This window comes from Sorangiineae bacterium MSr11367, assembly GCA_037157805.1.
Classification (GTDB): Bacteria; Myxococcota_A; Polyangia; order Polyangiales; family Polyangiaceae; genus Pendulispora; species Pendulispora rubella.
Genome location: CP089983.1, coordinates 6,090,712 through 6,115,644 on the forward strand (window position 1 = coordinate 6,090,712; position 24,933 = coordinate 6,115,644).

Genomic DNA, 24,933 nt, shown 5'->3' on the forward strand with positions numbered 1-24,933 from the left:
TTCGGATGGATCCCCTGGGCAACCCCATCGCCGAGCGCATCGCGGAAAAGCTTTCCGCGTATCTCGGCCCGAACACTAGCCGCGTGGCCGTGAAGACGTTCACGATCAAGGCGCTGGGCCGGGGTCCGGAAACGCTCAAGCTCGAGGACGTTCCGCAATTGCAAGCGGCGCTGCGCCCCATGCTCCGCACCTTCGTGGGGCGCGCGTACGCGGAGGTCCTCCTCGGTCAGATCGGCAAAGAACTCGGGCTATGAGCGCACGCGCGATGGGGACTCCGAAATCCGTATCCGACGTGCGTCTTTGGCAACTGGCAATCTTGCCGGTCGTTTGGAGCATCGCCCAGGTTCTCTTGGTGGTCGTCCTTCCGACCTCCGCGCTGCCCGCATTGTTTCGCGTGGGTCAAGAATGCGTGAAGGTCCTCGCACTGAGCGGTTGTCTCTTCGCCGCCGCAGGCTTCGAGAAGGGCGACTACCTGCGCGGTGCGTGGCTGTTCAACGCGATCTGCTTTTCGTTCTTGCTGGTGCGCGACTGCACCTTTCTCCCGGGACTCACCGAGGTGCCGAACATCGACCTGGTGCGCCCCGCGCTTGCGGCGTTGGCGAACTTCTTCGGAATACTCAGTGCATGGCGCTTCGGGCGCGCATGGAGCGTGGCGGAGCTGCCCGACACGGGGCGCAATCGCTTCCGCACCTACGTGGCCATGGGCGTGCTCGCGCTGTTCATCGCCGCAGGCTCGCTGGTGGTCCACGTGCGCGATGCATTGGCCGGCAACCGCGCCGCCCTGGTGTTCATCGCCTCGGGCGTCGGCGACATCGTTTCACTGTGCATGATCGCGCCGGTGCTTCCGACCGCGATCGCGTTGCGTGGTGGCGCGCTCGCGTGGCCGTGGGCGTTGATGGCCGTGGGCTTTCTCGGGTGGCTCGGCTACGACTGCGCCGATGCGCTCATGAGCATCACCACGGTGGATCCCGTGGCGAAGCGCACCCTGCTCGAGGTGTGCCGCACCTACGGATGCCTGTACGTGCTCTCGTCCGGTGTCGCGCAGCGGCGGGTGGCTTCGATCTCGGGGTGAGCTCCGGTTTGTGAAGATGCATGAAGCCGCCGGGCCGGCTTCTGGACAGTGTCAAGGCACGGACTTAGATCAAGGGCGTGCCGCTCTACAAGAATCTCGACGGGACGACGCCCGACAAGGGCCTGGGTGACGTTCTCAAATGGCATTTCAGCCGGCCTCGCCCGGAGCGAAACTTCGTCCCGCCGCAGGTCGCCAACGACGGAACGCGCATCGCGGGCCCCGAGCCCACGTTGACGTGGGTCGGGCACGCCACGTGGTTGATGCGCCTCGGTGGCAAGTTGATCGCGACCGATCCCATTTGGTCGCCGCGCGTGGGGCCCATCAAGCGCACGTGCCCGCCCGGCGTGGCGCTGGAGGACGTGCCCACGCCGGACATCGTCACCGTATCGCATGCGCACTACGACCACCTGGACATCCCCACCTTGCGCAGGATCGGGCCATCCGCGCTCTACGTGGTGCCGAGGGACGTCGGCCCGGTGCTCCAGCGCGCGGGGCTCACGCGGATCGTGGAACTCGATTGGTGGGAGACGCACCTCGAGGGCGATGTGGCCATCACCTTGGTGCCCGCGCAACATTGGTCGCTGCGGCTCCCGTGGGATCGCAACCGCCGCTTGTGGGGCGGCTTCGTCTACCAAGCGCCCCAAGCCACCGCCTACCATGCCGGCGACACCGCCTTCCGCGAAGAGGTCTTCTCGCGCATCGCCGAACGCTTCCCCTCGATCGACTACGCGCTCTTGCCCATCGGCGCCTACGAGCCCGCGTGGTTCATGCAGGCACAACACATGGGCCCCGAAGAAGCCGGCCGCGCCTGGGAAATCCTCCGCGCGCGCGTCCTCGTCGCCATGCACTGGGGCACCTTCCGCCTCACCGACGAACCCATGATCGAGCCCCCCGAGCGCCTGCGCACCTATTGGACGAACCAAGGCCACGACCCGAACCGCCTCTGGATCTTCCCCATCGGCGAAACCCGGCCCATGTGAGGTCAGAGGAGAGGAGAGGATCACAGGAAGACGGGAAGACGGGAAGGTTGAGAGGGTTTCCGGTCCTCTCCTTCTCGAAAATTAAAAACCCTTCCCGTCTTCCCGTCTTCCTGTGAATCCTCTTCTCAATTGTTGGCGAAGATGGCCCAGGAGAGCGCGTGGGCGATGGCGACGGGCAATAGGGAGCGCGTTCGAATCACGGTGAACGCGTAGATGGCGCCGATGAAGCCTTTCACGAGGAAGCCGGGCGATAGAAAGACACGGTAGCCCTCGGCCAGATCGTCGAGGTGAAGATGGTAGAGCGCGAAGATGACGCCCGACGCGAGAAGGACCGGCGCGACGCGCATGCGCCGCTCGAGGGCGCGGAGGAGATCGCCCCGAAAGAGGGTCTCTTCCCAAAAGGCGATCTTCACGCCGAGGAAGCCATAAAACAGGTGCTGCCCCACCGACAGCGCAACGACGTTGCCGGCGAACTCTCGAACCACCGTTCCCCCCTCGAAAAGGGCGACGGCCGCAAAGACGGTCCCAACGTGCATCGTCGTGAGGGCCAGCCCCACGAGGACGAGCCGGAGCGGATGGGCAAAACGCCAACCGAGATCGCGAAGCGAGCTTTTCCCCCAGCGCAGGCACCCGAGCCACACCACACCGCCGCAGTCGACGACGGTGCGCATGACGAACGTCGCCAGCTTGCTCAGGTGGTAGTGCGTGACGAGGTAGTCGTTCACGTCCGCCCAGATCGTCATGCCGACGATCAGAAAGAGGATCCTCCCGAGGTCGCCCACCGGCCGCAACTCCGAATCGGCCGCGACGTGAACCGAGGCTTCGTGGCTCACGGGCTTCGGTCGCTCGCAGGCGGCGCGGTGGCCGGCTGGCGGAGCATGCCCACCGAGACGAGGAGCCATGACAAGGTCAGGAAAAGGCCCGCGAAGCAGCCGGGGCGTGTGCACTCTTTGAGGCCTTGGAAGAGGATCAAGCGGAGCTCATCGGGGTTTTTGCCTTCCTCACCGAGGCGTACCAGCGACGAGAAGACGGCCGCCAGATCGCTCCAGGTGGCGTGCGCCGTGGTGACGAGGAGGGTGACGGACATCGCGATGATGAACGGCAGCGTTTTGCGGCCCGGTGAATACGCGTACCGGAGCGCTGCGCCCACGGTAACCATGCCAAATGCGAGAATGGTCCACATGCCCCATCCGCCTTCCCGAAAGAAATCGACCATCGTGTTCTCCTTGAAGACGTAAACTCCGGAGGCCGGGAGGCGTGACGGATCCGCGCGTAAAAAAAATGAGTCACGCTCGGCCGGCAGGTGCGTTTCTCGAGAGAAACATGGCGCTCTTGCATATGGCACTGACCGAAACTCCCCCGCCCGCGGGTGCGACGACGGACGTGGCGTTGGTGGCCGCGCTCCGACGGCGGGAGGCGCGCGCCTTCGACGAGCTGTACCGGCGCTACCATGTCCGGCTGTGGCGCTTCTTGGTGCGGTTGGGCGGCACGCACGTGGCCGAGGATCTCTTTCAAGATACGTGGCTCGCCGTGGCAAAGCATGCGGCCAACCTGAAAGACGATACCGACTTTGCCGCCTGGATTTTCACCATTGCGCGCAACCGCTTCCTCAGCCATCGGCGTTGGGCTTTCGTCGACCGGGTGCGGCGCGAGTGGTTCGGCAAGGAGCCGTCGATGGCGGTCGTCGAGCCGGAGCGGGCGGCGGTGGCGCGCCAAGAGACGGTGCGGCTGGAGCACGCGCTCGAAACGCTCGCGCCCATTCATCGCGAGGTGCTGCTCCTCGTGGTGGTCGAAGGACTCACCACCGAGCAGGTGGGCAAAATTCTCGATTTGCAGAACGAAGCGGTCCGCAAGCGCCTCTCCCGGGCACGCGCTGCCCTTGCGGAACGATTGGAGGAACGACCATGAGCGAGCATGACGAGGGGCAGGATCTGGACGAAAAGCTGGAGAAGTTGAGAGACCTGCCCGAGGTTCCTCTGCCGCCCATGCTGTCGGCGTCGGTGCGGCGGAATGCGCGCGTCGCGTTTCTGGAATCGGGCGCGCCTTCGGCCGCGGGCTCCGAACGCGAGGGCGATGTGTTGGTGGCCGTGTGGACGCACACCGTGTTGCCGCTGCTGCTGCTGCTCATGGGCGCGGCGTACATCGTGAGCTCGATTGCCAGCCTGGGGCGGGTGTACATCGGGAATTGACAATATTTCACCTCATCGTCAACTATTTCGCATCCTGTTAACCATGAGGTGAACCATGTCCAGCGATGTGCCTGCGGGGTGGCCCCGCATTTCGTCCGCGCTCTTCTACGACGACGCGCCCGCCGCCATCGATTGGCTCGGCCGCGCGTTTGGCTTCGTCACACGGCTCAAGGTCGAGGGGGACGATGGAAGCATCGTTCACTCCGAGCTCGAATACCAAGATGGGCTCATCATGGTGGGCTCGACCTCGCGGGGAACCGACGGGCGCAAGAGCCCGCGCGCGATCGATGGCGTCAACACGCAGTCGCTCTTCGTCTACGTCAAGGACGTGGAGGCGCATTACGCGCGCGCCAAGGCGGCGGGGGCGAAGATCGCCGCGGAGCTCGAAACGAAGAACTACGGCGACGAGCACGGCGTCGACCGTGGGTACGCCGCCATCGACTGCGAAGGCCATCACTGGTGGTTCGCGCAGCGCACGAGCACCCCGAAGAAGCAGACCGCCTGATGGCCGCGGCGGCCGTCGATCTGGATCGCACGCTGGCCGCGCTGGCCGATCCCACGCGGCGCGGCGTGGTGGACCTGCTCCGCCAAAAGCCGCAGCGCGCGGGGGACCTCGCCGCGGCGTTCGACATGAGCGCGCCGGCGATGAGCCGTCACCTTCGCGTGCTCCGCAAAACGGGGCTCGTCGAGGAGGACGAGCTCCCGGACGACGCCCGCGTACGCGTCTACCGCCTGCGCCCCGAGCCCTTCGCGCGCTTGCGCGATTGGCTCGACGAGGTGGAGACGTTCTGGACGGGGCAACTCGATGCCTTCAAGGCCCACGCCGAACGGCGAAAGAAGCGACCATGAGCCTTGCAGGTGATGCTCGAGCACCGCGGCTTCCGCAACCTGCGCCCGGATCACCCGGCACGCCATGGCCTCGTGGATCAGGCCTTCACCGACATGATGGGCCGCTGGTGGGGCGATCTGGCCATGTCTTATCGCAATCACGTTGCAAATAAAGGGGCGCCGCCTCTGGCCTAGACGGGGCACCGTCTCTATGCTCCCGATATGGCAAGCATCGATTTCGACGCGATACGACGTGAGTGGGATCAACATGCGGCGGGCGAAGAAGAATGGACGAAGTCGCCGTCGGTGAACCGCTCGCTGCGATGGCGTGAAATCGACCGGGTGACCTCCGACGCGCGCGGCGTGCGCACGGTTCTCGATGTGGGCGGTGCGACGGGCGCCTTCTCGATTCCCCTCGCCCGCCGCGGCTTCGAGGTCACCCACGTGGACATCTCGCCGGCGATGCTGGCCATCGCGCGCGGCAAGGTGGAAGCATCGCCCATCGAGGGCGGCGGCAGCATCCGCTTCCTCGAGGGAAACGCGGCGGACCTCTCCGCCTTCGCGGATCGCTCGTTCGACGTGGTGCTCAACATGGATGGCCCGCTGTCGGCATCCGGCCCCGAGGCCGATCGCGTCCTCCGCGAAAGCTGCCGCGTGACGCGCCGGACGTTGGTCGTATCCGCCGCGCACAAGGCCTGGGTAGCCGCCTCCCGCCGACGCGACGGCAAACCGCGGGACGGCATCCGCGCCTTCACGGCGTCCGAACTTCGACGGTTCATCGAGAACAACGGTCTGCTCGTCGAGCGTGCCTCGGGCATGGGTTCTCTCGCGCATCTATGCGGAAACGCCTACGTCGCCGAGCTGGTCGCATCGGGCGACACGGGCGCATTCGAAGCCTTCGTGGACGAGTGCGAGCACTTCGACCGCCACATCTCCCCCGACGGCCCCGGCTCCAACGACGACACCGGCCTCGTCGCCATCGCCCGCCGGATCTAAGAGGGAGAAATTCACAGGAAGACGGGAAGACGGGAAGATTTTTTTGATTTCCAATTGGCCCACAGCGCCAACTGGAAACCCCAAAAAAGCGTTCCGCGCCCTCTGTGCCGTAAGTCCTTCCCGTCTTCCCGTCTTCCTGTGAATTCTCTCTAGCGCTCCACGTTGGGCGCGGGTTTTCCGGCGGGCTTCGACGGCGACGAGTCCGACGAGCCACCCCAGGTTTGAATCGGCGTGGGCATGTCCACGGGCTCCCGCGGCTCGTGCGTCTTCATCTCGCGCTGGTTGCGCGCGCGCTCGAGGGCGGCTTTGTTGGCCGTCTCGCCGTAGGCCTTGCGGATTTCGCCGACCAGGCCGTGCGTGTGTGCGAAGTCTTTGCGCGGCTCCCACGCTTGTCCGCCGAAGAGCGCGGCATGGTCGATCATCGCCTGGCGCTCCTCCATCTTCTTTTCGAAGATGCGAACGCGGTCGGCTTTGTCGCGCATGATGTGCGGGGTGAGCACGAGCACCAAGTTGCTCTTCGAGTTGCTTTCCACCGTGTTGCGAAAGAGTGAGCCGAGAACGGGGATATCGCCCAGGATGGGTACCTTGTCCACCGACTTGGTCACGTTGTTCTTCATCAAGCCGGCGATGACCACCGTCTCTTCGTCCTTCACCGTGAGGGTCGTCGTGGCCGATCGCTCGACGGAAATGACGGAGCCGTACGTCGTGGTCGGATTCGAGATGATGTCGCTGATCTGCTCGTCCACATCGAGCCGTATTTCGTCCGAGTCGTTGAGGTGAGGTGTAATTTTGATGCGCGGCCCAATCTTCAACATGTTCGTGTTGGACGTGTTCGCGCCTGGAAGCGTCGTCCCGCCCGCGATGATCGAAGGGGGCGGTGCATTCGGATTGAGCGGCGTGTTGATCTGCACCTTGAGCTCGGCCGCGGTGTTGTCGCTCGCCACGACGCTCGGGGTGGAAAGAATATCGGCCCCCTTCGTACTCGCCGCCGCCGTGATGAGCATGCCCAGGCCGGGAATGGAGTTGATGCTCGAGCCCGTGCCGGTAGGAATGCTGAACGGCAGCGGAATTTCCGGGGTGCGAATGCCCAGGGCAAATGCCTGGAGCGACGACGCGTCGGGCGGCAGCGCCGACTTGTCCGCGCGAAATCCTCCGTAAAGTAGGCTGCCGTCGCTGGCGACGTTGCCACCATGCCAGGCCACACCGAAATTGAACCCGCTCTCCGCCGTGATCTCCATCACCACGGCCTCGATGTAAACTTGCCTCTTCGGCCGGTCCAACCTGTCGATGACCATTTTGATCGATGCATAATCGCGCGGTGACGACGTCACCAGGATCGAATTGGTCGACTCGTCGGCACTGATTTTCACCGTCGACTCGAGCACGCTCAGCGCGGCCTTCGGCGCACTTCCTGCGGCTCCGCCCGCGCCGGGGGGCGCACCACCACCGCCGGCCGGAGCCGCACCGTTCACCGCCTCGTTGAGCGCCTGCACGATCTTCTTCGCATCCACGTGCTGGAGCGGCACCACGTTGATCTGGCCCTCGTTGCTCAGCGGCTGGTCCATGATGCGCACGATGCTCAAGAGCCGCTTGTACGATTCGGGCGTGGCCACGATGGCCAGGGCATTCGGCCGATCGATGGCAATGACCTTGGTGATGTGAAGACCGTCGTTCGTGGGAACGTCCTTCTTCTTCAAATCGAAGATCTCGGTCAGCTTCTTCTCCACGTCGGTGGCGGATGCATAGTGAATCGGCTCGAAGTACAGCTTGTCCTCCGAGGCATTGGGCACGTCGATGTCCTCGAGCAGCCGCATCATGCGCCGCAGGTTCGAGCCGGTGTCGGTCATGATGAGCAGGTTGCCCGGCGCATACGGCACGATCGAACCATCGCGGGTTTGAAACTTCGCGAGCACGCTTTCCGCAACGTCTTCCGCGCGCACGTTCTTCAGGCGCAGCACCTGGGTGACGTACCGATCCTCGGCAGGCAGCGAATCGTTCGGCACCACCGAAGTATTTTGCCGCTCGACGTCCTTCGATTCGACGATTTGATAATACGTTCCGCGCTCCAGCACGGTGAGGCCATTGGCCTGAAGCACCGAGAGGAATGCCTGGTACGCCTCGGCCGCGGTGATGGGCTGGGCCGCCACGATGGTGGCTCGTATCGATTTGATCTTGTTGTTGGCAATGACGAAACGCTTGCCCGTAAACCCGCCCACGACGCGGACGAGCTCCGAGACCTCCGCGTCCACCAATTGAAAGTTGATCTTCTCGTTGGGTCCGACCGGTTTGACCGCGAGCTCCGGCTTGAACGGGGGATCGGCCGCTCGCACCAGACGAGGACAGGCCACGAGCGAAGAAAGGCCAAGACAAAAGGACGCGCCTGCGAGGAGAAGCTCGCGACCGAGATGATTCATTTCGGTCGAAGACCTCCCGGCGAGGCGCGCTATTCCAACTTGGCGGTCGCTTGCCACGATGGCAATGGACCGCGAAATCGCGACTAGTTTTTTGCCTTCATGGCGTGGTCCGCCTCGCGCGCGCGCTGCCCGTAGAATTGCGCTTTATCGCGATCGCCCATTTGCTGGTAAACCCGCGTCAGGCTTTCACAAATCTCTTTGACGTCGGAGTTTCTCTTCAACTTGTCGGCGCTGCTGAGAGCTTCCTGATAATGCCGTGCAGCAGCGTCTTTGTGATTCTCGCGCTCGTCGACTTTGCCCAGTGATTTGTGGGCCTCGAGGCTCACCGAATCGGAGTGCTGCTCGCGGCCCAGGTCGAGCGCGTCATTGAAATAGATGCGGGCGCGGCCCGGGTCGCCTTTTGCAAATTCGGCATCGCCCACGGCGATGTACGCATAGGGCACGTTGAGGGTCAGCCCGGCGCGGATGCGCAGGAACAAGCAGCGGCGCTGGTGGCGCAGCGCCTCGTCGAGCTTGCCTTCCTCGGCGTAGAGGAAGCCCAGGTGCCGGACCGGGAACGACAAAGTGGCAGGATCGTCGGCCCGCTCGGCCGAGGCCGCAGAGCGCTGGTAGAAGGGACGCGCCTCCGCCTTGCGGCCCTCCTCCTCGTAGGTCAGCCCGATGTGAAAGAGGCTCATGGCCTGGCCGGAGAAATCCCCCACGGCCTCGTAGGCGCTCAAGGCTTGTTGGAACTCGTTGCGGACCTTGGTGTAGCTGCCGCCGTTGAAGAGGATGTCGCGGTAGTCGTAAAACGCAGCGGCGTCGATGACCGTGGCCTGCGCGCCGCGACTCCCACTTTCGCGCGCGACGCGCCTGGCATCGTCGATGGTCTTGCGCGCGGCCACCGGGTCGACGTCGCCGTAGAAAGAGCGGTCGGCGAGGAGCCAAACCTTGGCCGCGGCGATGTCGCCGAGGCTGGCGCGGTCCCCGGACGCCTGAGCGCTGGATTCCGCCGCGCTCAGGGTTCGCTCGGCCTGATCGAACTCGCCCCGCCCACGCTGCGCGCGCGACAGGGCGGCGGCGACGCTTCCGTAGCCCTGCCCTCCCGCGGTTGCGGTTGTCGCAGCCGAGGAGGGCGGCGGGCGGTCGTTGTGCGAGCAGGCCGCGAGCGGAAGCGCGGACGTGAGGAGGAGGGAAAGGAGGAGGCTAGTTCTGTCCACATTGCGTCATTACAATATCGACGCGGTGGGCACCAGTCAGGTTGGACGGTATGCGGTGATCGGCCTGTTCCGTGCCGTCAACGGAGAATTTCGCCACCTCAGTGCCGGTGCCGGTCACGCTCGCGTGGAGGGTCATGCCCCGGTACGGAATGTTGTCCAGGGTCGACTGGGCGAAGGCCGGCGGCACGACTGGCGCGAATGTTACGCCGGTGGGCTCGAAGGTCATCCCGAAGATGCCGTGGTAGACCATCGAGAGGTACCCCGAGGCACTCCAGAGCTGCCGCGGAGACCCATCGGGATGGCCGTCCTCGGGCGTGTAGAATTCCTGGAACGTCTCGTTCTTCTCCGAGAGCGCGCGAATGCGATCGAACTCGTACTGAAAGCGCGGCACGTTCTTCGATTGCGTGGAGGCCCAGCCCCAATAGCCTTGAACGAACGGCCACACCATGCCGTTGTGGTAATAATCCGCATCCCCCGCGTCGTACTGCATCCAATCGGCATATTGCGGCCATAGGCACGGGATGCCCCACTGCGTGATGTGCGTCTTTTCCAGGATGCTCTGCGTCTTCGAGGCGTCGGCCACGCCCCAGAGGATGGCGAACGACTCGCCGGTCCCCTCCATCTTTGGCTCTTTGGTGCCGTCCTTCTCTTCGAAATAGGCGTAATAGCCTTTGTCGGCCATCCAGAGTCGGTCGTTGATGGCCTTCTTCAAGGCCTCGGCCTTGGCCTCGAAACCCGCGGCCTCGGAGGGTTTGTTCAACAGAGTGGCCATTTTGGCGGCGACGACGTATCCGCGGTAGTAAAGCAGATTCGTACTGAGCGCCTTCGTCTCGGCCAATCCCGTTTTCGTATTTTCGTATTTCTTCGGATATCCGCTGTTCGACTCCATGAAGCTGGAGCACCCGCCGAAGAGGCCCGCGTCGGATTTGAACACATCGCGCTCGGCGCGCTTGAGCGAGTTGGCCGTGATGCCGTAGCTCCACTCGAGGAGCGCCTGATCGCCGGTGGTGAGGTAAAGCGACCACGCCCCCTGCGCGCCCACGATGGCGTCGCTCAAGTTGGGCCATCCGCCGAAGTGGCCGGCCTTGTCTTGAATCCACACTTTGCCGAATGCATCGTCTTCCGTCATGCCCTCGAGCGTCTTCTTCGCCACGTCTGGGTAGAGCAGGCCCGCGCCCAGATCGATCGAGTACGACGTGTCGCGCGTCCACACTTGGTCCCAGTTTTGACCGGCGATGAACACTCCGTTTTTCACGTCGGCTTGAATGACGCCAAGCGCTTTGCCGTACGCGGCATCGTAATTCGCGAGCCCCGACGAGAACGCCAGTTTGGCCGACGCCACGGGCGGTCGCTGCGCATGGCACGCCTGGGAGCCGGTGTCTTGCGTGCTCGTATCTTGCTGCGCGCCCGTGTCCCGCGGCGTGGCGTCTTGCCCCGCATCGCCACGTGACGTGCCGGAGTTGTCGTCATCGGAACAGGCGGCCATCCAGCCTGCTCCTCCGAGCAAAAGCAGCGCGATCGCGACACCGCTTTTGCCCATTACGTGAAGGCTTTTCATGGAGCGGGTTATAAGCCCTGGCCGAACGATGATGGTCATCCTCATTGTGTACGCCGAGCTCGTAGAGAATTCAACCCAAGCTGGAGCGCGCATGTTCTCGCACACCCAACTTCGAATGATAGACTCCGCGGGCAACGGAAAGGAGAGGACGACATGAAGGCTCTCATTTCGGAACTCATCGCCAAAGCGGATCTCAACCAGCAGCAAGCCGAGAAAGTCGCCGGTGTGGTGCGCGATTTCATCGGGTCGAAGCTTCCCGACGCAGTGCGTGGGCACGTCGAGGCGGCGCTCACGGGTGAAAAGGTCGACAGCGCGCTCGATGCCGCCAAGAATGCCATTGGCAGCTTTCTGAAATAGGCGCCAAGGCGGTCGTCGTTTTTGACCGTTCCCTCCCCGTTTGCTTTTTCTCGGGGTGGGAACGGCGTAGCTCATCTTTCTCGGGCGCGCGAAGCGGAAGGTGTATCCTGCCGCCAATGCGCCTTCGAAACCTTCTCTTGACTCTGTCCCTCGGGCCGATTGCCTGTATGTCCCACGTCGGGTGCAACTCCACGGGCGACGGCATTCCCGAAGCGCCGGGGCCTTTTGGTTACACGCCGAAGATCGACTTCCGCACGCAGATCGAGCGCTTGGAAGGCCCCGTCGACGTCGTGCGCGACGCGCACGGCATGGTGCACATCTACGCGACCACGTCGGCGGATGCGATGCGCGTCGAGGGATACCAGCTCGCACGCGACCGCACGGCGCAACTCGAGCTCATTCGACGCATCGCCGAAGGGCGCATGGCGGAGCTGCTCGGCGGTCTCAGTCCGGACCTGATCGACAGCGACATCAGCGCGCGCACCATCGGGCTGCACCGCGTGGCCAAGAAGATGTACGAGGCCCTGCCCGCCGAGAGCGAGGCGAAGAAGCTGCTGGACGCGTACGCCGACGGTATTTCGCAGTTCAATGCGCGCCTCAATTCGGAAAATGCCGAGGAGGTGCTGCCGCAGTCCATGTCGCTCCTTCCCCTCACCGCGTTCGAGCCTTGGAATGGCGCCGACGTTCTGGCGGTGGCGCGATTCCAGTCCCAGGAGTTGTCGCTCACGGCCGACGAAGAGATCACGCAATCGAGCTTCATCGCCAAGTGGCGAACCGTATTCGGCGCTTCGACCGATGAACAATTGAAGAAACGCGCGCCGTTGCTGGCGCAGTATGCGCAGTTCAAGCCGCTCGACACGGCGACGGTGTTGCCCGGCTTCCCCAACGATGGGGGCCACGTGCAATCGCAGCCGCTGGAGATCGGTTCGCGGCCCATCGCGCAGACGCAGGTGGTGCCGCGTGCAGCCGTCCGCCCCGCGGCGGTTTCGCCGGCGACGTTCGACGCGGCCAACGGGTTCGTTTCGGGCCTGGGGAAGATGCGCTCCTTCCTCGGCGAGCGCCCGTTCACCGGCTCGAACAACTGGGTCGTCGCGCCCAGCCGGACGGCGAGCGGGCACGCGATCTTGGCCAGCGATCCGCACCTTTCCTTGAGCGCCCCCGCCGTCTTCTGGATGGTGCACCTGAACGTCATCAACGCGAGCGATCCCTCGCAGGACATGGATGTCGCGGGCTTGGCCTTCCCGGGCATCGCCGGCGTCATTCTGGGGTACAACCGCAACGTCGGCTGGGGAGCGACCACCGCCTTGTACGACGTGACCGACGTCTACAGCGAAAAGCTCAACGGCGATGCATCGGGGGTCGTCTTCAACGGTCAAAACGTCCCGTTCGAGAAGGTCCACGAGACCATCAAGGTCCAGGGAAGAGATCCCATCGAGTACGACGTGTTGATGGTGCCCCACCACCATGGCCCGCTGGTACCGACCATCGTCGACCATAAGGTGGTGGCTCCGGATCCTTCGAAGGCCGCGCTCAGTATGCGCTGGACGGGTATGGAGCCCACCAACGAGCTCGCCGCCGTATTCGGATTCATGCGGGCGAAGACCGTCGAGGATGCGCGGGTGGCCATTCGCAACTTCTCGGTGGGCGCACAGAACTGGGTATTCGCCGACACCAACGGGGATATCTTCTATTCGTCGCAATCCCAAATACCGAAGCGCGACAAACGGGCGTACAGCTGGGATCCGAACACGTTTTCGGGCACGTTGCCGTGCTTCGTCCTGCCGGGCGACGGCACCGCAGAGTGGACGGGGGAATACCTCCCCGAGGCCAACGTTCCGCACGCGAAGAATCCTTCGTCGGGGTACATCGCCACGGCCAACAACGACCAGGTGGGCGTGACCGTCGACAACGATCCGTCCAACGACAAATTGCCCAATGGCGATCCGATGTACATGGGTTGCTACTTCGATACGGGCCTGCGCGAGGCGCGCATCAAGAAGCGCATCGAGGCCGTGGGCAACAAGATGACCCCCGAGGAGATGGCCTCCATTCAAGGGGACGCGCAGTCGCCTCTGGGCGCGGAGCTCACGCCCAAGTTGCTCGAGGCGCTCGGTCATGCGGAGGAGGAGCGGGCGACACCGGGCTCGCGCCCGGACCTCGCGACCGTGGTCAAAAGCGCGGCGTACGATCCCGCCCTCATCGCCGAGGTGCAAGACGTCTTCCGGCGCTGGGCCTTGGACAAGGATTACGAGGCCTCCGCGGGCCTGAACTTGGACGACAACACGCTGTCGGCCGATGCAGGTGAGGCCCTCGCGAGCAAAGCGACCCTCATCTTCAATGTGTGGCTCGTGCGGATGCTCGGCGCGACCTTCGACGATGAGCTTGGCAAACTCGAGTTCAAGACATCCCCCTTCGACATGCGGGTGGCGCTGGTCAATGCGGTGCGCGCGAACGATTCGCTCCTGTTCGACGATCTGAACACCGCCACCCCGGAGTCGCGGGACGAGCGAATGGTCACTTCGTTGCTCGACGCGCTCGCCTTCTTGAAGGCCGACAAGAGGGCCGGCCAAGATCGCAACGCGTGGCGTTGGGGCACCTTCCACACGCTGCGGTTCGCGTCCTTGGTTCCGTTGTGGCCGGCACTGTCCATTCCGCCGGGCGGCGATGCCACCTTCCCCAATGGCTTCCCGCGCCATGGTGATGGGTACAACGTCGACGTCGCCACCTACAGCACGAAGACACGGGACCTTTCTCAGGTAGATTTCAGTTACGCCCACGGCCCGACCCAGCGCTTCGTCATCGAAATGGACCCCGCGGGGCCGCGCGCCCGCAATGCATTGCCGGGCGGCGCGGTCTGGGACGATACGAACAAGCACTTCCGCGACGAGGCCGAGCTCTGGCGGCGCAATCAAAATCACGCGGTGTCGTTCACGCACACCGAGGTGAAGGCAGAAGCGGAAACGCGAACCCTCTACTCGTCATCGGCATCGAAGTAGGAGCGTCACACACCAGCTTACCCGACGAGCGGGCGCGCAACGTGATGGCCCTTCCACGCGACGCGCGCTACTCTCGAATGACGCCGTCATGAAGGTACTGGCTTGCTCATCGTTCGCGCTGGTGCTCCTGAGCGGTTGTGCATCCACCATTCCGGAGATTGAAACTCCGGTGGGCGAAGCACACCACGAAACGCCCCACTTCGTCCCGAGCGAGACGGATATCTTCTCGGAGCAATACTCCGACGTCGATCCGAGCGCGCTCGATCAGTTCCGGGCCGAACTCGAGCCGCATGGAAGCTGGGAAGAAGATCGGAAGCTCGGCACCGTCTGGTATCCGTCGCGCGCCGAGGTCGGGGCGAACTTCACGCCCTACGCGACCCACGGCCGATGGACCTACGGGCAGGGCGAATACGTCTGGGTGTCCACGCTTCCCTGGGGTTGGGCCACGTTCCACTACGGCCGGTGGATGTTCTCGGGCCCGCGCGGGTGGGCCTGGGTCCCGGGCCGTCGCTATGCAGGCGCGTGGGTCGTCTGGCGCACGGGCTCGTCGGGCTACGTGGGCTGGGGCCCTGCACCGGCCAATTGGTACTGGCAGAACGATGTCCCGGTTCGCACACCGAAGCCGACGACGCTCGGTTTCGTCTATTGCAAGGCGTCCGATTTGTTCGCCCCCTCCGTCGCGACCAGACTGATTGGAATGCCCGATGTCGTCCGGATTGCAACGGAGACGAAACCTTATGCGTGGCAGGAAAAATCGGCCTCGCTGGCGCCCATGAGCAATGCGCCACACCCGACGGAGCTGGGGATCTCGATGGAGAACATCGCGATCACACCGTCGGACGACGCCTCGCTGCAGCGCGCATGGCTGTTGGCCCGACCAGGTGGCGCGCGCGCCGCCGGCGTGCGCCCCTTGTTGGGAAGCGACCCGCCGCGCCTCAAAGAATGGGTCATCGGCCGCCCCAGGTACATTCAGTCGAGCTCCAACGACGGTAAATAACGTCGCAGGTTGCGTCTGCGAGTTCCAAGTCGGAAGAGATGGGCTATGGATCGGTGTACCTCATGTACATCGACCCGACGCTGAACAAAGAGGTCTTCGGCTGGCGCAGCCCGAACCTCGGCCTCGAAATGCCCATCGTGCGCTACGGCCACTATGGGCACGCGCTCCTTCTCTTCCCCACGGCCCAGAGCGATCTTTACGATGCCGAGCGCTTTTATCTGATCAAAGCGATCGAGCACCATTTGCTCAATGGTCGGGTGAACGTCTTCGCCATCAATACCATCAACGATTTGTCGTGGATGAATCGCGATATTGGACCAAAAGAAAAGGCGCGTAGGCAGGCGCTCTATGCCAAATACGTCGAGGAAGAGGTGGTGCCGCACATCCGCCGCGTTCTGGGCGACGAGAATGCGCGCATCGGCGTCACCGGGGCAAGCTTCGGCGGCTACCACGCGGCCAACTCGTTTTTCCGCCGGCCCGACCTGTTCGACACGCTGATTGCGATGAGCGGCTTTTACGAGCTCTGGCCCAGCTGGCTCCACGGATACTCGGACGACAACGTCTATTTCAACAATCCCATGGCGTACGTGCGCAACATCCACGACGCGCGCACGCGGGATTTGATCCGGCATAGTCAGATTCACATCTTGACCGGCCAAGGTCAGTGGGAGCACCCGCAGCAGTCGAAAGACTTCTCGTCGGTGCTCTGGGATTCGAAGATCTGGAACAACCTGGATCTGTGGGGCCACGACACGCCGCACGACTGGCCGACGTGGCGAAAGATGCTCAACTACTACCTGAGCGAGCGGCTCGGATGGTGACGAGGCGGGTCGGGCTGCTCGTCGGGAGGGAGCGCTCCTTTCCCGAAGCGCTGATGGCGGAGGTCGGCCGGCGCGATGCGGGCGTGGAGGTCGTGTATGCGAACTTCAATGCGCCGCGCGCGACCGACAAGCTCGAGTACGAGGTGATCGTCGACCGCATTTCGCACGAGGTGCCCTGCTACCAGCCGTATTTGAAGGTGGCGAAGCTCCGCGGGGCGCGCACGATCAACGACCCCTTTTTCCGCATCGCCGATGACAAGTTTTTCGACGTGGCACTGGCCGACGCCCTCGGGGTGAGCGTCCCCAAGACGGTGCTCTTGCCGTCGAAGAACTACGAAAGCTCCATCAGCGCGGAGTCGCTCCAGCACAACATGGGCCTGGTCGATTGGGACGCCATCGAGCGCGACCTCGGATTTCCCATGTACATCAAACCGCACTGGGGCGGCGGCTGGACGGGCGTCACGCGCGTCGCCTCGATGCAAGAGCTGCACGCCGCGTACGATCACAGCGGGCGCTTCACCATGATCGTGCAGGAGGAAATCCGCTGGGTGCAGTACGTCCGCTGCATCGTCATCGGCCGGCGCGACGTGCTTCCGGCGCTCTGGGATCCGCGGCTTTCGCACTTCGACCGGTACCGGCACGCGCACGAATCGATGCCGCCGCTGGGCGCGGAGCTGGAGGCGCGGGTGGTGCACGACGCGCTCAAGCTCACGCGCGCGCTGGGCTACGACATGAACACGGTGGAGTTCGCGATTGCCGACGGCATTCCCTACGCCATCGATTTCATGAACTCCGCGCCCGACTTCGACATCACGTCGCTCGGCGATTCCCACTTTCGATGGACGGTCGAAAAGATGGCCGACCTGGTGATCGATGCGGCAAAAACCCCGCGCGCGAGCCGCCCGCGCTGGAACGAGCTCACCTCCATTGTTTGACATTATCTTCTGAGGAGTACCTGATGCCGAAGTCCCTTCTCGTCTTGGCCAGCTATTTCAAAGGCGAACGCTTCATGCGCCAGGCCCACGCGCGCGGTGCACGCGTCTACCTTTTGACCTGGGAGAAGCTTCTCAAGGAGGCCTGGCCGCGTGAGGCGCTCACGGAAGTGTTCGCGCAGCAGGACAAGCCCAAGCTCGACGAGACCATTCGCACGGTGAGCTACTTGTCGCGGGCGACCAAGTTCGACGCCATCGTCGCGTTGGACGACTTCGACGTCGAAATCGGGGGCGCCCTGCGCGAGCACTTCCGCCATCCGGGCATGGGCGATTCGGGCGCACGCTATTTCCGCGACAAGCTGGCCATGCGCCAGCGCGCCAAGGAGCGCGGGGTGCCGGTGCCGGATTTCACCGGCGTGTTCAACCACGACGAGGTGCGGGCGTTCACCAAGCGGACACCGGCGCCGTGGATGAACAAGCCGCGCTCGCAGGCCAGTGCCGCGGGCATCACCAAGGTGAAGTCGGAAGAGCAGCTGTGGCAGCTCATCGAGGAACAGGGTGATGCGCAGTCGTTCCACCTGCTCGAGCAGTACCTGCCGGGCGACGTGTTTCACGTCGATTCGCTGGTGGTCAAGGGCAAGATCGTCTTCTCACTGGCCCATCGCTGCGGGGCGCCGCCCTTCGACGTCGCGCACGGCGGCGGCATTTTCTCCACGGTGACGTTGGATCGAAATTCCGATCAAGCCGTGCGGCTGCGCGAGATGAACGAGCAGGTCATCGCGGCGCTGGGGCTCGAGTATGGTGCAGCGCACACGGAGTTCATCCTCGGGCGCGACGACAACCGCTTTTACTTCCTCGAATCGGGTGCGCGCGTGGGCGGTGCCCACATCGCCGAGTGCATCGAGGCGGCCAGCGGCATCAACCTTTGGGCGGAGTGGGCGAACATCGAGCTCGATCGGGACGAGTACGTACTGCCGCCCGTGCGAAACGATTACGCCGGGCTGCTCATGACCTTGTCCAAGGATGAGCGGCCGGATTGGTCGGGCTACACCGACCCCGAGATCGTCTACCGCGCGCCGGAACCGAACCATGCGGGCCTGGTGGTGCAATCGAGCGATCGCCAGCGCGTCGAGCACCTGCTCGAGGACTACAAAGCACGCTTCGCGCGCGACTTCACCGCCGTTCTTCCCGCTGCGAAAGAGCCGACCAACTGAGATGGATACCCCGTACCGCACCGCCTTCAACCGCGCTTTCGACCAAGAAGACCTGTTTACGCGCTACCACCGTTGGCTGGAGAGCGCGGTGGGGCCATTCCCATTTCGATTGGCCGAAACGCCGCTGTTCGTCACGCCAGAATTGAGGGACCAATTGGTGCGGTCGGCGGAAGAAATCGTCGGCCAGCTCTCCACGCCGCAGACCTTGGCGGAGTTGAAGAAAGCCATCCCGGCGAAGTACGACGCGCCGGGCATGGATCCCTTGCCCGACTGCGTGCAGGTCGACTTTGCGCTTGTGGAAGGCCCCGGCGGAAAGCTCGAGGGCAAGGTCGTGGAGCTGCAGGCGTTTCCTTCGCTGTACGCGCTGGAGACGCTCGAGGCCGACGCATGGAACGCGATTCTCGCGAAGGTACCGGGGCTCGACGTGGAGTGGACGTGCTTCGTCGAGGGGAACCGGAGCGAAAACGTCGATTGGATCCGCCGGATGATCCTGGGCGGCAACGATCCCGAGGAAGTGGTGCTGGTCGACCACGAGCCGGAGAAGCAGAAGACGGCACCGGACTTCGTGGCGACGAAGCGGCTTTTCGACGTCAACGCCATTTGCGTGACGAAGCTCATCAAAGAAGGCCGCCGCCTTTACCGCGATTCGGGCGGGCGGCGTATTCCGGTAAAGCGCATTTACAATCGACTCGTGTTCGACGAGCTCGCGGTCAAAGGCGTGGAGCCGCCCTTCGACTGGCGCGAGGACCTGGACATCACGTGGTGCTCGCACCCCAATTGGTACTGGACCTGGTCGAAGTATGCCCTGCCCTTCGTGAAGCACGCCGCGGTGCCGCCGACGCGCTTTCTGTCCGACGTCGAGCATCTGCCGGAAGATCTCTCGCGGTACGTGCTCAAGCCGCTGTTCTCCTTCGCCGGCGCCGGCGTGGTGATCGACGTGACCCACGACGTGCTCGCGCGCCTCGGCGACGCGGAGCGGAAGAACTTCATCCTGCAGGAAAAGGTCGATTACGCGCCCGCCATCCGCATGCCCGACGGCAACGGCGTCAAAGCCGAAGTCCGCGTCATGCTTCTCCGCCGTTCCCTCGAAGGACCGCGCCCCTTGGTGCCGCTCCTCTTCTTGGTGCGAACCTCGCGAGGAAAGATGCTCGGGGTGGACTTCAACAAGAACCTCACCTGGGTCGGCGGCACCGTCGCCATCTGGCCGCGCTAAGAGAGAGAATTCACAGGAAGACGGGAAGACGGGAAGGGTTTTTGGGATTTCCAATCAGCTCATTGGGCGAATTGGAAACCCCAACGAATAGCCTTCTGTGCGATCCGTGCCGTTCGTCTTCCCGTCTTCCCTGTCTTCCTGTGAATTCTCGCTCAGGGGGATTTGTAGCGGATGGTCCAGACGAGCATGTTGCCGTCGTCGACCATGAGGAGGGAGCCGTCTTTGGCTACGGCCAGGCCGACGGGGCGGCCCCATACTTCGCAGCGCTCTTGGCCCAGCATGAAGCCGATGGCGAAATCGTCATAGCCGCCAACGGGGCGGCCGTGGTTCATGCGAATGCGCACCAGTTTGTAGCCGGTGCGCTTTTGGCGATTCCAGGAGCCGTGGAGGGCCACGAAGGCGTCGTTCACGTACTCCTGCGGGAACATCGAGCCTTGGTAAAAGACGATCGACATCGTGGCGGAGTGCGCCTGGATGAGGACGTCGGGATCGAGGGTTTGGCGCACCAGCGAGGGGCGCATGTTGCGGTGGGCGGGGTCTTCGCGGCGGCCCATGTAGCCGAAGGGCCAGCCGTAGAAGCCACCGTCTTTGAGCTCGGTGGCATAGTCGGGTACGAGGTCCTCCCCTCGCCCATCGCGCTCTTGCACGACGGCCCAGAGGGTTCGTGTCTCGGGATGAAACGCGAGGCCCAGCGGGTTGCGCGTCCCGTAGGCGAAGACCCGCCGGCCGCTGCCATCGGGGTTCATCTCCAGCACCGAGGCGCGCGGCTCCGGCTCTTCGTCGGCGTTCGTCTCCGAGCCGACGGTCACGTAAAGCTTCGTGCCCTCGGGGTTGAACGCGACGTTGCGCGTCCAATGCGCGTTGTACCCGCCGCTGGGTAGTTCCGTGACGAGCTCCGGCTCGCCCTCCGCCGCGGTCTGCCCGGGGCGGTACCGAAAGCGCACCACGCGATCCGTATTGGCGACGTAAAGCCACGCGTCGTGAAAGGCCAATCCAAAGGGCCGATTTTGCCCCGTGGCAAAGGTGAAATGCGCATCGGAGCGCCCGTCCCCATCGGTGTCGCGCAGCACGATGAGGCTCCCCGCGCCCGCATCGGCCACGAAGACATCGCCGTCGGGCGCCACGGTCACCCAACGCGGCCCCTTGAAAATGCCTTCCGCGAACGGCGCAATGGTGAAACCCTCGGGCATCACCAGGTTCGCCCCGGCCGGGCGCGCAATCACCGTCGGCCCATTCGTCGCAGTCTCACCGCCGGGGTGCGGCAGATCGGCCACGCGAATCTCGTGATGCCCGAGCACGCCGACCCCCACCACGCGCGCATCCGACGTCGCGCGCACGTCCGTCGCCTCCCCCGTGCGGCATGTCGACCCGCCCTTGCATCCGACGAGCGCAATGCCCAATGCCAAGGATGCCACCCGGTGGGTCCACATACCTCAGAGAGATTCACAGGAAGACGGGAAGACGGGAAGTTTTTTGATGGTCGAGAGCGGCAGAAAAAAGAAAACCTTTCTCTCCCTTCCCGTCTTCCCGTCTTCCTGTGAATTCTCTCTCTCTTCTTTATGCTTCGCGCGCCGCTTTGACGGCGGCAACGTAGCGGCGGGCCGCCTCGGTCACCGCATTGGAGTCGCCCGCGCGGAGCTTCTCGATGTCGACCAGGTCGGCGCCCACGCCGATGGCGCTGGCCCCCGCGCGGATGAAGTCGCCGGCGGTCTTCTCGGAGACGCCGCCCGTCGGCACCAGGTGCACGTTGGGCAACGGTGCCTTGATCGAGCGGATGTAGCTTGCCCCGCCCATCGCTCCGCAGGGGAAGACCTTCACCATGTCCGCACCGGCGCGCACCGCGCGCATGATCTCGGTCGGCGTGAGTGCGCCCGGCAGCACGGGGACACCGTACGTGCGGCACGACGCCACGATGGCCTCGTCCACGATGGGGCTCACCACGAACGCCGCACCCGCCAAGGTGCACGCGCGTGCCGTCTCGGCGTCCAGCACCGTGCCCGCGCCGATGACCACTTTGTCACCGTAGCGGCTCACCAGCGACTCGATGAGCGGAACGGCACCGGGGACCGTCATGGTCACCTCGATGACGTCGATGCCGCCGGCGCGCACCGCATCGATCGCAAGGGTAGCCAATTCCGCCGACGGGGCGCGAATGACCGGGACGATGCCTGTTTCGATGATTCGATCGACGATTCGCTTTTTCATGATTTACCTTTCGACGCGCGCGCCGAGCCCTTTCATCGCCTTCTCCACCTCGGCCAACGTCGCCATCGACGTATCGCCCGGCGTGGTCATGGCCAGTGCACCGTGGGCGGCACCGCATTCGACGGACCATTGCGGTCCTTTGTTTTGCAAAAACCCGTAGATCAACCCGGAGGCAAACGAATCGCCCCCGCCGATGCGATCGTAAATCTCCAGGTCCACTCGTTGCGGCGCCGCGAACAGCCGGCCCTCGTAGAAGCAAACCGCGCCCCAATCGTTCTTGCTCGCGGTCTTCGCCTGCCGCAACGTCGTCGCAATCAGCGACAAGTTGGGATACGCCGCGGAGACCTTGTGAATCATTCGCTCGAACGACTCGATTTCCAACGTAGAATACGTCTCGTCGGTTTGCTCGACCTCGAAGCCCAAGGCCGCGGTGAAGTCTTCCTCATTGCCGATCATCACGTCGACGTAGCGCGCGAGCGAGCGATTGACCTTTTGCGCCCGCTCCTTGCCGCCGATGCCCTTCCACAGGGATTCGCGGTAGTTCAAGTCGTAGGAAACGACGACGCCATGCTTCTTCGCCGCCACCATCGCTTCCTCGGCCAGCGCGGCACTCGTTTCCGAGAGCGCCGCGAAGATGCCCCCGGTGTGAAACCAGCGCGCGCCTTGCTGCCCGAAGATGCGCTCCCAATCCACCTGGCCCGGTGCAAGCTGGCTCACCGCGGTGTGGCCGCGGTCCGAGCAACCGAGCCCTCCGCGCACGCCGAAACCGCGCTCGGTGAAGTTCAAGCCATTGCGGATCGCACGACCCACGCCATCGTAGGGAAACCAACGGACGTGGGATACGTCGACACCGCCCTGGAACATCAAATCTTCGACCAGCCGCCCCACGGGATTGTCCGCCAGCGCGGTCACAATCGCGGTATCCAGACGGAAACAGCGTTTGAGCCCCCGCGCCACGTTGTATTCCCCTCCCCCTTCCCAGGCCCGGAACGTGCGCGCCGTGTGGACGCGCCCCTCCCCCGGGTCGAGGCGGAGCATGACTTCTCCCAGCGCCACGAGGTCGAAACGGCAATTCGTCTTGGGTCGAATGGTCAGACTCATGATCTCCTCGCTAAAACAGGTAGTACATTCCGAACATGTAGCGTTGATTCTCGGCGCTAGCTCCGTCGAGGAATCGCTGCCACGTCCATTGATACGATAGGGCAATGCGTGCCGCTGGGGTGATATCGAGAAAGATGTTCGCGTCGAAGTACCGCTGCAATCGGTAAACGCTTCGCATTTGCGCCGGGTCGGTGACGAGACCGGTGACGTTTCGCGACTCACCCTGCGTAAAGTTCGATGAGATGAACACGCGCCCCGAAGGCGGCAGATAGTACTGCATCCCCACGACGAAGCTCCGCCAATCGACGGTGTGCAACGTACCACCGCGGTCGTACACGACGAGCCCGTTATCGACGTCCGAGGTGTACGTTCCACCGGGCGGATTCGGAAGCGGCGGCTGTGTCACCCCGGCCGTCATGCCCATCTGATCGGCGATGGATCCGCCCACGACGAACGACCCGTTGAGGGTCAGCGCATTGCCACGCTTGTCCGCATCGGGAACGGGAATGACCGGCAGCAACGCATCGATCGAGACACCCCAACCGGTCTCCGTTTTCGTGGTGGTGGGATTGGCCGAAAACTCATTGACCCGGAAGCTTCGCACGAGCCCCGATACGGACAGCGCCGCGCCGTCCGCCGTCGTCCCCAGGGAACCCGGCGTATGCAGCCCTTTCCAGTTGTTCGCGATGATTCGCAATGCGGCTTGCCCCTCCGGCAATGTCGAGTCGCGCTGGATGGGACGCACGGCGGCAGCACCGATATCCACGGTGATGGGATCCGTCTTGAAGGTATGCGAAAGACGGAGCTGCATCGAACGGTGCAGCACTTGATTGGGTACTGGCAAGTACTGGACCGACGCGGGGAAGAAGTACGGCTGCGCGCCAAAAAGGACGTAGCTCTCGCCACCGAGAACGTCGACGTAATCATTGAGAAGCCGCACGTACGCGTGCCGGACGCGGAACGTGGGATTGTTGAAAAGCTGCGACTCGCTGATGTTGGGCGGTTGATTGCCCATGAAGTCACCCTCGAGCACCGCCGAGGGCCGAATGCCATGAAACTCGGGAGATTCCATGCGAAAGCCAAGGCGGCTGTTGCGCGCCGTGAAAGTGGTGCGCCCCTTTTGCCCCGCAAGGACATCCTCGCGCTGAATGACCGTGGAGCCGGCCGAGTCGTTGTAGCTGCGGGTCGAGTCGTGCATGATGTCGAACTCGATGAACCCGTAGATGCTGATCTTCCACTCGGACTCGGGGTCGCCAATTTTGACCGTATAGGGAGAACGTGCGAACTCGGAGACCGAGGCAAAGCCTCGCTTCCCCTTTCCATTGGGACGCGGCGGCGGTTTACCCGCCGGTGCCGGTGCCGGCGTCGTTGCAGGTGCCGCGGATGCGGGCGGTGCCGCCGGTGCCGCGGGTGCAGGAGCCGGAGGAGGCGTCTGGGCTGGAGGCGCCGCCGTTGCTGTTGCCGCTGGAGGCGATGGCGGTGGAGTCTCCGCGGGTGGTGGGTTTTGAGCCGGTGACACCGGTGTCATTTCCGGAGCGGAAGAAGGTGCCGGTGCGGGCGGAGGCGCGGGTTCCTGCTGTGGGGGTGATGGTGGAGGCGCCTGTGGAGGTGCCTGCGCACCCGCACTGGATGAAACCAACGTGGCCAACACGAAGGCGGATACGACGGACGGCAGATGGATCGTTCGATGGGTCATGTGCGTGCTCCCTTCACGACATGGCGCAACGCCGGCGGAATGGACAGTTCCCACGACGCTACGAGATTGGTGGCGATACTAACCATACTGCCCGAGCTTGGGTTTCGAAATCAAAACCGCCGCCGAACCCAATTTGCGATCGCGAAAAGTCGTGGCGAGGTCCGG

Annotated in this window: 25 protein-coding genes; 16 read left to right on the plus strand and 9 right to left on the minus strand. The window is 63.9% G+C overall.

Annotated elements, in window-relative coordinates:
* Positions 1-5 precede the first annotated feature (5 nt).
* The 3 genes from LVJ94_23215 to LVJ94_23225 all read left to right on the plus strand — a co-directional run bounded on the left by LVJ94_23215 (position 6) and on the right by LVJ94_23225 (position 2,052).
* Positions 6-254 carry a hypothetical protein gene (locus LVJ94_23215; GenBank protein ID WXB10123.1) on the plus strand — a complete coding sequence of 83 codons (249 nt, stop codon included), beginning with the start codon at positions 6-8 and terminating at the stop codon, positions 252-254.
* The gene (locus LVJ94_23220; protein WXB10124.1) at positions 251-1,072 is read left to right on the plus strand and encodes a hypothetical protein; all 822 of its coding nucleotides are present in this window, start codon (positions 251-253) and stop codon (positions 1,070-1,072) included. The genes LVJ94_23215 and LVJ94_23220 overlap by 4 nt, the downstream gene beginning before the upstream one ends.
* A gap of 77 nt (positions 1,073-1,149) precedes the next feature.
* Positions 1,150-2,052 carry an MBL fold metallo-hydrolase gene (locus LVJ94_23225; protein WXB10125.1) on the plus strand — a complete coding sequence of 301 codons (903 nt, stop codon included), beginning with the start codon at positions 1,150-1,152 and terminating at the stop codon, positions 2,050-2,052.
* A gap of 125 nt (positions 2,053-2,177) precedes the next feature.
* On the opposite strand, the gene LVJ94_23230 is transcribed toward LVJ94_23225, so the two are convergent.
* Together LVJ94_23230 and LVJ94_23235 are read right to left on the minus strand one after the other, a co-directional pair.
* Complete coding sequence (locus tag LVJ94_23230) at positions 2,178-2,885, minus strand: CPBP family intramembrane metalloprotease (GenBank protein WXB10126.1); 708 nt, start codon at positions 2,883-2,885, stop codon at positions 2,178-2,180.
* Positions 2,882-3,268, minus strand: coding sequence for a hypothetical protein (locus LVJ94_23235; protein ID WXB10127.1), 387 nt, complete (start codon positions 3,266-3,268; stop codon positions 2,882-2,884). The genes LVJ94_23230 and LVJ94_23235 overlap by 4 nt, the downstream gene beginning before the upstream one ends.
* Before the next feature lie 107 nt (positions 3,269-3,375).
* Between LVJ94_23235 and LVJ94_23240 the strand changes: the two genes are divergently transcribed.
* The 6 genes from LVJ94_23240 to LVJ94_23265 are packed head-to-tail and all read left to right on the plus strand — an operon-like array spanning position 3,376 to position 6,065.
* Complete coding sequence (locus LVJ94_23240; protein ID WXB10128.1) at positions 3,376-3,960, plus strand: RNA polymerase sigma factor; 585 nt, start codon at positions 3,376-3,378, stop codon at positions 3,958-3,960.
* Positions 3,957-4,241, plus strand: a complete 285-nt coding sequence (locus LVJ94_23245; protein ID WXB10129.1) for a hypothetical protein — start codon at positions 3,957-3,959, stop codon at positions 4,239-4,241. Before LVJ94_23240 ends, LVJ94_23245 begins: the two co-directional genes overlap by 4 nt.
* Positions 4,242-4,296: 55 nt before the next feature.
* A complete protein-coding gene (locus tag LVJ94_23250; protein ID WXB10130.1) occupies positions 4,297-4,746 on the plus strand; it encodes an aminotransferase in 450 nt (149 codons plus the stop codon).
* The gene (locus tag LVJ94_23255; protein WXB10131.1) at positions 4,746-5,090 is read left to right on the plus strand and encodes a metalloregulator ArsR/SmtB family transcription factor; all 345 of its coding nucleotides are present in this window, start codon (positions 4,746-4,748) and stop codon (positions 5,088-5,090) included. Before LVJ94_23250 ends, LVJ94_23255 begins: the two co-directional genes overlap by 1 nt.
* Positions 5,091-5,093: 3 nt before the next feature.
* A complete protein-coding gene (locus tag LVJ94_23260; protein WXB10132.1) occupies positions 5,094-5,264 on the plus strand; it encodes a hypothetical protein in 171 nt (56 codons plus the stop codon).
* 27 nt (positions 5,265-5,291) lie between these two features.
* Complete coding sequence (locus LVJ94_23265) at positions 5,292-6,065, plus strand: class I SAM-dependent methyltransferase (protein ID WXB10133.1); 774 nt, start codon at positions 5,292-5,294, stop codon at positions 6,063-6,065.
* Positions 6,066-6,214: 149 nt separating this feature from the next.
* Here LVJ94_23265 and gspD read toward each other — a convergent pair whose 3' ends face one another.
* The 3 genes from gspD to LVJ94_23280 all read right to left on the minus strand — a co-directional run bounded on the left by gspD (position 6,215) and on the right by LVJ94_23280 (position 11,236).
* Entirely contained in the window at positions 6,215-8,479 is a 2,265-nt protein-coding gene (gene gspD / locus LVJ94_23270) for a type II secretion system secretin GspD (protein ID WXB10134.1), read from the minus strand.
* An 83-nt stretch (positions 8,480-8,562) separates the two neighbouring features.
* Positions 8,563-9,678, minus strand: a complete 1,116-nt coding sequence (locus tag LVJ94_23275; GenBank protein WXB10135.1) for a tetratricopeptide repeat protein — start codon at positions 9,676-9,678, stop codon at positions 8,563-8,565.
* Positions 9,665-11,236: a hypothetical protein gene (locus LVJ94_23280; protein ID WXB10136.1), complete on the minus strand. Its 1,572-nt coding sequence runs from the start codon at positions 11,234-11,236 to the stop codon at positions 9,665-9,667. The genes LVJ94_23275 and LVJ94_23280 overlap by 14 nt, the downstream gene beginning before the upstream one ends.
* A gap of 153 nt (positions 11,237-11,389) precedes the next feature.
* Between LVJ94_23280 and LVJ94_23285 the strand changes: the two genes are divergently transcribed.
* The 7 genes from LVJ94_23285 to LVJ94_23315 all read left to right on the plus strand — a co-directional run bounded on the left by LVJ94_23285 (position 11,390) and on the right by LVJ94_23315 (position 19,766).
* Complete coding sequence (locus LVJ94_23285; protein ID WXB10137.1) at positions 11,390-11,593, plus strand: hypothetical protein; 204 nt, start codon at positions 11,390-11,392, stop codon at positions 11,591-11,593.
* A gap of 116 nt (positions 11,594-11,709) precedes the next feature.
* On the plus strand, positions 11,710-14,589 hold the full coding sequence (locus LVJ94_23290; protein WXB10138.1) for a penicillin acylase family protein: 2,880 nt from the start codon (positions 11,710-11,712) through the stop codon (positions 14,587-14,589).
* 88 nt (positions 14,590-14,677) lie between these two features.
* Positions 14,678-15,586 carry a hypothetical protein gene (locus tag LVJ94_23295; protein WXB10139.1) on the plus strand — a complete coding sequence of 303 codons (909 nt, stop codon included), beginning with the start codon at positions 14,678-14,680 and terminating at the stop codon, positions 15,584-15,586.
* Between the two features lie 38 nt (positions 15,587-15,624).
* Entirely contained in the window at positions 15,625-16,407 is a 783-nt protein-coding gene (locus tag LVJ94_23300; GenBank protein WXB10140.1) for a hypothetical protein, read from the plus strand.
* The gene (locus tag LVJ94_23305; GenBank protein ID WXB10141.1) at positions 16,401-17,342 is read left to right on the plus strand and encodes a hypothetical protein; all 942 of its coding nucleotides are present in this window, start codon (positions 16,401-16,403) and stop codon (positions 17,340-17,342) included. Before LVJ94_23300 ends, LVJ94_23305 begins: the two co-directional genes overlap by 7 nt.
* A gap of 23 nt (positions 17,343-17,365) precedes the next feature.
* On the plus strand, positions 17,366-18,553 hold the full coding sequence (locus tag LVJ94_23310; GenBank protein ID WXB10142.1) for a hypothetical protein: 1,188 nt from the start codon (positions 17,366-17,368) through the stop codon (positions 18,551-18,553).
* Between the two features lies 1 nt (position 18,554).
* Complete coding sequence (locus tag LVJ94_23315; protein WXB10143.1) at positions 18,555-19,766, plus strand: hypothetical protein; 1,212 nt, start codon at positions 18,555-18,557, stop codon at positions 19,764-19,766.
* A gap of 152 nt (positions 19,767-19,918) precedes the next feature.
* Here the strand turns inward: LVJ94_23315 and LVJ94_23320 are convergent, their stop codons facing one another.
* From LVJ94_23320 to LVJ94_23335, 4 genes are all read right to left on the minus strand, one after another.
* The gene (locus tag LVJ94_23320) at positions 19,919-21,181 is read right to left on the minus strand and encodes a PQQ-dependent sugar dehydrogenase (protein WXB10144.1); all 1,263 of its coding nucleotides are present in this window, start codon (positions 21,179-21,181) and stop codon (positions 19,919-19,921) included.
* A gap of 142 nt (positions 21,182-21,323) precedes the next feature.
* Positions 21,324-21,971 (minus strand): bifunctional 4-hydroxy-2-oxoglutarate aldolase/2-dehydro-3-deoxy-phosphogluconate aldolase, encoded by a 648-nt coding sequence (eda, locus tag LVJ94_23325; protein WXB10145.1) that lies wholly within the window; start codon positions 21,969-21,971, stop codon positions 21,324-21,326.
* Between the two features lie 3 nt (positions 21,972-21,974).
* A complete protein-coding gene (locus LVJ94_23330) occupies positions 21,975-23,072 on the minus strand; it encodes a sugar kinase (GenBank protein WXB10146.1) in 1,098 nt (365 codons plus the stop codon).
* A 10-nt stretch (positions 23,073-23,082) separates the two neighbouring features.
* Positions 23,083-24,768, minus strand: coding sequence for a hypothetical protein (locus LVJ94_23335; GenBank protein ID WXB10147.1), 1,686 nt, complete (start codon positions 24,766-24,768; stop codon positions 23,083-23,085).
* Positions 24,769-24,933: the final 165 nt, after the last annotated feature.